Annotated in this window: 7 protein-coding genes and 1 pseudogene; 1 reads left to right on the plus strand and 7 read right to left on the minus strand. The window is 68.2% G+C overall.

Translation table 11 applies throughout. From position 1 onward, the window contains the following. Window positions 1-75 precede the first annotated feature (75 nt). From Q0480_RS07145 to Q0480_RS07170, 6 genes are read right to left on the minus strand one after another with little or no spacing between them, the layout of a single operon-like run. Window positions 76-972: a DUF2163 domain-containing protein gene (locus tag Q0480_RS07145; RefSeq protein ID WP_299131718.1), complete on the minus strand. Its 897-nt coding sequence runs from the start codon at window positions 970-972 to the stop codon at window positions 76-78. Then, window positions 969-1,595, minus strand: a complete 627-nt coding sequence (locus Q0480_RS07150) for a DUF2460 domain-containing protein (protein WP_299131720.1) — start codon at window positions 1,593-1,595, stop codon at window positions 969-971. Before Q0480_RS07150 ends, Q0480_RS07145 begins: the two co-directional genes overlap by 4 nt. Before the next feature lie 3 nt (window positions 1,596-1,598). Further along, on the minus strand, window positions 1,599-3,644 hold the full coding sequence (locus tag Q0480_RS07155; protein ID WP_299131722.1) for a phage tail tape measure C-terminal domain-containing protein: 2,046 nt from the start codon (window positions 3,642-3,644) through the stop codon (window positions 1,599-1,601). Then, window positions 3,637-3,816 carry a hypothetical protein gene (locus Q0480_RS07160; protein WP_299131723.1) on the minus strand — a complete coding sequence of 60 codons (180 nt, stop codon included), beginning with the start codon at window positions 3,814-3,816 and terminating at the stop codon, window positions 3,637-3,639. Before Q0480_RS07160 ends, Q0480_RS07155 begins: the two co-directional genes overlap by 8 nt. 50 nt (window positions 3,817-3,866) lie before the next feature. Beyond that, window positions 3,867-4,304 carry a hypothetical protein gene (locus tag Q0480_RS07165; protein WP_299131724.1) on the minus strand — a complete coding sequence of 146 codons (438 nt, stop codon included), beginning with the start codon at window positions 4,302-4,304 and terminating at the stop codon, window positions 3,867-3,869. 11 nt (window positions 4,305-4,315) lie between these two features. After that, on the minus strand, window positions 4,316-4,735 hold the full coding sequence (locus Q0480_RS07170; protein WP_299131727.1) for a hypothetical protein: 420 nt from the start codon (window positions 4,733-4,735) through the stop codon (window positions 4,316-4,318). Here Q0480_RS07170 and Q0480_RS07175 point away from each other — a divergent pair. After that, on the plus strand, window positions 4,634-5,806 hold the full coding sequence (locus tag Q0480_RS07175) for an IS256 family transposase (protein ID WP_299131725.1): 1,173 nt from the start codon (window positions 4,634-4,636) through the stop codon (window positions 5,804-5,806). The two genes, Q0480_RS07170 and Q0480_RS07175, sit on opposite strands and share 102 nt — an antisense overlap. Window positions 5,807-5,913: 107 nt before the next feature. Here Q0480_RS07175 and Q0480_RS07180 read toward each other — a convergent pair. Continuing rightward, window positions 5,914-6,183 (minus strand): annotated as a pseudogene (locus tag Q0480_RS07180) (phage tail tube protein); the annotation flags it as partial. Window positions 6,184-6,185: the final 2 nt, after the last annotated feature.

Below are 6,185 nucleotides of genomic sequence, written 5' to 3' on the forward strand. Positions count from 1 at the left end.
GGGCAATGGCAATGACGCGCGCGGGATCGGCGGGCGCCGGGCTGGCGTCCGGGGTCTGTTGCTGGTCGTTCATGGCTATCCGCGCCGGCCGAGCGGCTGGCCGCTGTTGGCATCGCCGCGGTTCGGATACCGCACGACGACGTCGTCGCCGGGCATCGAGGGGAAGCCGCGGAAATTGGCGGCATTGACGAACTTCGCCTTGCAGGTGGCGAACTGCTTGTCGCAGCCGGCTCGGACGGTGAAACCGTCGCCGACCCCGATCGGGCGCACCGGCGCTTCGAAAAGTTCGATCCGCACGGCCCCGGCTTCCACGGTGTGGCGGGCGATCTCGGCCCGGCCGCCATCATTCGCGCCGCTGGTCCATGTCAAAAACCCGAGGTCGAACCAGCCGGCGGCGAAGGCTCCCAGCCCTGTCGCGCGAAAACCACGATCGCCGATCGTTGCCGCGACGCTGCCGGTATCACAGAAGGGAGGCGCATCCAGATCGATGCCGCAGCGGGCGTCGCCCAGCGCGGCGTCGCAATAGAACTGGAAGGTCCGTCCGACCGTCTGGTTGAGGTAGTGCGCCAGCGAGCGCACCTCGGCGATAAACGAGGCCCGGCCGCGCCTGATCTGCCCGATGTTGCCGCGTCGCATCAGCACCCGCTGCGCCGGCGCGTCCCAGTTCACGCGCCAGACCTCGATCGCCGCGTTGTCCCAGCGTCCGTCGAGAATATCGGCCTCGGTGATGCGGTCCGAGCTCAACGCGCCTTCAGCGTCCTGGGCATCGACCGACAGCTCCGAGCCGGCGCGGATCTCCGAGGCGTTAAAGCCGCTGTCGGGTTCGAACTCGGTTCCGGCGAAGGCGAGGGGCCGATCGTGCTCGGTGAAGCCGAAAACGACTCCATCCGCCCGGGTGATGCGCCAGCACCACGCGAGCGTGGTGGCGCCGCTGTCGAGATGGGCCTGCAATCCAGCTGGCAGGGTTTTCATCGGCGGACCTCGACGAGCGGAATGGAGGTGATCGAGCCCAGCCGCTCGATATCAAGGGTGACCGGCAGCTCGTCGGTGTCGAAGCGGACCGGCACATCGAACTCAAACCCGGCGGTCACAGAGACGCCCACGCCCGGCGCGGCGGAGAAGGTGACGATCCCGGTGCTGCCATTGACCGACCAGCCCGAGTTGATCGCAACTCCGCCCAACGCCACCAGCACGCTGCCAGCGACCGGCTTGGTGATCGCCCGGCTCCAGGACTGCGCGCCGCTGGCATAGAGCTTGACTAACTGGAACTCGGTCCGCGCTCCGTTGCCCTGACCGAGGAACTGGTCGATTGCTGTCGGCTGCGCGGTTGGCGCGCAGCTCTTGTGGTCGGCCCAGTCCTTCCAGCGGAAGCCGTGCAGGCGGCCGCGCCGGGCCTCGAAGAAGGCGATGACCTCGGCCAGATCATCGACGCGGCGGATGCCATAGGCGGCGTCATAGCGGCGGCGGGAGTCGGCCCAGGGGCTGTTGCGCTCTTCGTCGCCATTCGCCAGTTCGACGATCTGGGTGCGGCGCTCCGGGCCGCCCCGGGCGCCCCGGCTGATGTCGTCGGGAAAGCGGATGTCATGGAAAGCCATGGCTCAGAGACTCCTGCGCCCGGCCGCGACGGCGCGGGCGATGTCGGCGGCGATCTGCGACTGCGATTGCCGGAAGGACGCCGCGTCGCGGGCGTTGATGGTGATGTTGGGCGCGCCGCCGGCTTCCCAGTCCCGGGTCTGGCGGCGGTTCAGCACCCGCTCGCCGCGCTGGAGCACGCCGACCTGCTCGTCGCTGCGCAGGCCGAAGCCGCCGCCATTGTGGAAGCGTGGCGCTGCCAGGATCGCGGCGGCGGGAATGGCGATCCGCCCACCGGCGCCGACCCGGCCACCGTCGTGGAACAGCCCGGCGAAGATCGACCCGAGGCTGGCGTTCGGCGAGGCGGCCGCCCCTCCGAACAGGCCGGACAGCGCGCCTGCCAGCGGGCCGAGGATGGCCTGCTTCACCGAGAGCTTGGCGAGATCGGCCAGCATTGAGGTGACCAGATCGCGGATGTCGAGTTTGCCGGTCTTCACGAAATTGCCCACCGCCTCCTCAGCCGAGGTGAAGGCGCCGGCCAGGCTGTCGCCGAGGTTCTTTCCGACGGCCTTCGCGTCCTCGGCGTATTTGGCCAGCGCATTGCTCACCGTGTCGACCGAGGTCTTTGCGGCGTCCATGCCGTCCTTGGCGGCGCCGCCGGCCTGCTTCATCGCAGCGCCCGCGCCGCCGGCGGCCTCGGCGGTGTCGTCGAGCGCGTTCTTCACCGCGCGAACCTTCACCGCGTCGAAGAAATCCCCCATCGGATCGCTCGCCTGGATCTCCGCATGCACCCGCTCGAAATCCTGCCAGGCCGCCGTCAGATCGGCGGCATAGCTGTTGTCGATCTTACGCAGCGGCGGCGGCGGGGCGATCTCGCCGAGCGAGAAGCCCTCCATTCCGGGAATCTTCGCGACGAGGCCGCTCACGGTCTGAATGAAGCCGTTCATCCGCGCGAGCGCGGCGGTGATCAGCTTCTCGATGCCGGTGAGCACGGCATTCGCCGCGCCGATCACCGCGGCGCCGGCGATCAGCGGAAGCGCTGCGAACAGCCGCTTCACGGTCTCGATCGCCAGCCGGAAGCCATTGATGATCGCATTGCCGGTGACGTGCACGCCGGCGACCACGACGTCCCAGGCGGCGGAAAACCAAGGGGCGATGGCGTCGATGGCGGGCTTCAGGACCGATACGAGCCCGTCGCGGATCACCTGCCAGACCGCGAGGGCGGTATCGCCAAAGCCCACGGTCACCCCGGAGGCCTCAGTGATCTCATGCCGCAGGCCGGCGAGAGCGACGCCGGTTGCGATCACCGCGGCGGTCGCCACAGGATGGGCGCGGGCGACGCCGAGCACGAGCCCGGCGGTCTGCTTTAGCGCCGCGTTCACCCCGCCTTGCCCGGCATAAATCTGGCTGATCTGCGAGCCCTGCTGGATGAAGACCATCATCGGGTTCATCCCCGAGGCCAGCGAGACCCCGACATCGTTCAGCTGATAGAGCAGGTTCCGCGACTGGTAGCTGGCCAGCCGCGACGCGCCGCCCATCTGGCCGAGCGCGGTGGTCCGGCCCTTCAGCGCGGCGATATTGGCCAGCGCCACCGTGCGCTCGCGGCCGATGGCGGCGGTCATCTCGTCGGCCGAGATCGCGCCGACGCGGTGCGCCTGGCGGATATCGTCCAGCGCCCCGCGATAGCTTCGGATCGCCGCGAACAGCGGGTTGTGCCGCGCCCGAAGATCATCGAGCGCAGAGCCGTAGGCGGTGATGTCCGCGGCGCTGCGATCCACGCCGGAAGACACGCCGGTCAGCGCATCGACGCGTCCGGCTAGCGTGCCGGTGGAAGCGGCGGCCGCGCGCAGGTTGACCGCCGCTTGCGCGGCGCGCGCCGACAGCGCCTCAAAGCGGGTGATCGCGGCGGAAGCGGAAGCTCCGACATCGTCGAGGCCTCGGCTCGCCGGTGCCCCCGCCGCGCCGATCGTCTCAAGAGCGGCGCGGCCCTCGCGGCCGATCTCGCGCAGGTCGGCCTTCAGCACCTGCCCGCCCACCGCCGCGAGCCGAACAGAGACGCGCCGCTCAGTCATCCCTGTTCGCTCCAATGCGCTCGTTGAGTTTGCGGACAGCGACCGCCTCGATTTCCGGCAGCAGCTCCGCCGCTGCGACCGGGCTCACGCCCAGCGCGGCTGCGATTGCGAGACCGGTCGTCAGATCCCAGCCGAGCACCGCCCCGGGGATCGCGCGCAGCTGACCGCTCATGCGTTGCGCCACGTCCCACACCTGCCAACCGTCCAGCGTGTGCGGATAGTTCAGGCGATCGGGGCATTCGGCGCATCGTCCGGAACAAGCGGCGCAATATCCGTCGCCCCCGCCGAAGTGCCATTCGGCGCGGGCGCGCAGACGTTTTTTTCGAGTTCCAGCGCCAGACCCTTGGCGATGTAGTCGAGCTGGAAGCGCTCGAAGACCGGATAGAGATCAAGCAGTGCGCCGATCCCCTCGGGGCTCGGCTCAATCGGGTTGCCGTCGCTGTCGCCGACGCCTCCCCAGTCGAGGATGGCGATGCGGCCGATCGCCTTGGCGAAGACCAGTGCCCGGGTCTCGTTGGAGGCATCGTCGGGCAGGTCTTCGACCGCCGCGTCGGCGCGCGCGGCCATCATGACGGCGCTGGAACAGGGCGCGAGGCGCAGCCGCAGGCCGGGTGCGAGGTCGAGCCAGCTGGGTTCATTGGTGAGGTTGAGACGGATCATCATAGCTCCGATCAGGGGTTGGTGTAGATGGGAACGTCATTGCGCAGCGTGGCGGTCGCCATGCGCCCGAGCGTCGGGTCGCGCGCCGCCTGCCAGGCGAAGCTCGCCTGCACGCCGCCAGGGCCTTGCAGGGCCAGCTTCGGCTTCGGCAGGTAAACGGCGTGCGCGGTCAGCGCGAAGCTGGTGTCAGCGTCGAGCGCGTAGGTGAACTCAACCTCAGCGGGACTGTCCGGAATTCCGTGTGGGGTCGGGCATAGTGGGATCGAAGGAGCCCCGATATGCCGCGACGCAAAGAACCGAAGATTCCTGATGCCCTCCTCGACCAGCTGCTGGCCGGCGCCGATCCGAAAACGGCGTTTGATCCGAATGGCCTTCTGGACGATCTGAAGAAGGCGCTGGCCGAGCGGGCGCTGAACGCCGAGATGGACCATCATCTCGGTGGCGCGGCCGGGGCGGGCAACAGCCGCAACGGCTATGGCCGCAAGACGGTGACGACGGACAGCGGCAAGTTCGAGCTCGAGGTGCCGCGGGATCGGCAGTCGAGCTTCGATCCGCAGCTCATCGCCAAGTATCAGCGCCGCTTTCCCGGCTTCGATGACAAGATCGTCTCGATGTACGCGCGTGGCATGAGCACGCGCGAGATTGTCGGGCATCTGCGCGAGCTCTATGGCATCGACGTGTCGCCGGACCTGATCAGCACGGTGACGGATGCGGTGCTGGAGGAGATCGCCGCCTGGCAGGCCCGGCCGCTGGAGGCGACCTATCCGCTGGTTTTCTTTGACGCCCTTCGGGTCAAGATCCGCGACGAAGGCCTGGTCCGCAACAAGGCGGTCCATGTCGCGCTCGGTGTAAGAGCCGACGGCACCAAGGAGATCCTCGGTCTCTGGCTCGAGCAGAGCGAGGGCGCCAAATTCTGGCTCCGGGTGATGAACGAGCTCCGGAACCGGGGCGTCGAGGATGTCCTCATCACCGTCGTCGACGGGCTTAAGGGCTTCCCGGACGCCATCCAGGCGGTCTTTCCCGACGCGACCGTCCAGACCTGTATCGTCCATCTGCTGCGCCAGAGCCTCGACTTCGTGTCCTACAAGGACAGGAAGTCCGTCGCGGCGGCGCTGAAGGGCATCTACAAGGCCGTGGACGCCGCCGCCGGCGAGGCCGCGCTCAGCGGCTTCGAGGAGGGCGAATGGGGCCGGAAATACCCCGCCATCGGCCAGAGCTGGCGGCGCGCCTGGGGTGAGGTCATCCCGTTCTATGCCTTCCCGGACGATGTCCGTCGCATTCTCTACACCACCAACGCCATGGAGGCCTTGAACTCGAAGCTCCGGCGCGCGGTTCGGGCCAGGGGGCATTTCCCAACCGACGAAGCCGCGATGAAATTGCTGTTCCTGGTCTTGAACCGATCCGAGAAGGAGTGGAAAATGCCACCCAGGGAATGGGCGATGGCCAAGGCGCAGTTCGCCGTCCTCTTCGGCGAGCGCTTCCTGAAGGCCCTCGCCGGCTGATGTTCAATCGCCCGGCCCCACACGGAATTCCTGACAGTCCCCGCCTCAGCCGGCGCGCCGCTCACCGCCTGATCGAGCAGCGTCTGATCGGCGAAACGAACCTCGATCGTCCCGATCAGCGCCGCGATCGATGGGTCCGCGCCCTCGATCCGGCCGTCGTCGCGGATCACCTCGATGCGCTCCAGATTGTTGGAATTGGAGACCTGCGCCGAGACGACATTGCCGAGCTGCGATCCCTCGCGGGAGATCGCGCCCTGGAACGCGCCAAAGCGGGTGAGCGGCAGCGCATTAAGCGCGCCGACGACGCTGGCGGAGCCGGTCACCTCGCCTTGGGCAATCAGGTTGACTTGCGCCGTGATCAGGCCGGAGCGCTGCATGG

Origin of the sequence: uncultured Amaricoccus sp., from assembly GCF_937891315.1 — a bacterium.
GTDB lineage: Bacteria > Pseudomonadota > Alphaproteobacteria > Rhodobacterales > Rhodobacteraceae > Amaricoccus.

Coding starts and splice junctions, on each gene's coding strand:
- Q0480_RS07145 (WP_299131718.1), bottom strand. CDS start 972: ATGAAAACCCTGCCAGCTGGATTGCAGGCCCATCTCGACAGCGGCGCC.
- Q0480_RS07170 (WP_299131727.1), bottom strand. CDS start 4,735: ATGGTCCATCTCGGCGTTCAGCGCCCGCTCGGCCAGCGCCTTCTTCAG.
- Q0480_RS07165 (WP_299131724.1), bottom strand. CDS start 4,304: ATGATCCGTCTCAACCTCACCAATGAACCCAGCTGGCTCGACCTCGCA.
- Q0480_RS07155 (WP_299131722.1), bottom strand. CDS start 3,644: ATGACTGAGCGGCGCGTCTCTGTTCGGCTCGCGGCGGTGGGCGGGCAG.
- Q0480_RS07150 (WP_299131720.1), bottom strand. CDS start 1,595: ATGGCTTTCCATGACATCCGCTTTCCCGACGACATCAGCCGGGGCGCC.
- Q0480_RS07160 (WP_299131723.1), bottom strand. CDS start 3,816: ATGAGCGGTCAGCTGCGCGCGATCCCCGGGGCGGTGCTCGGCTGGGAT.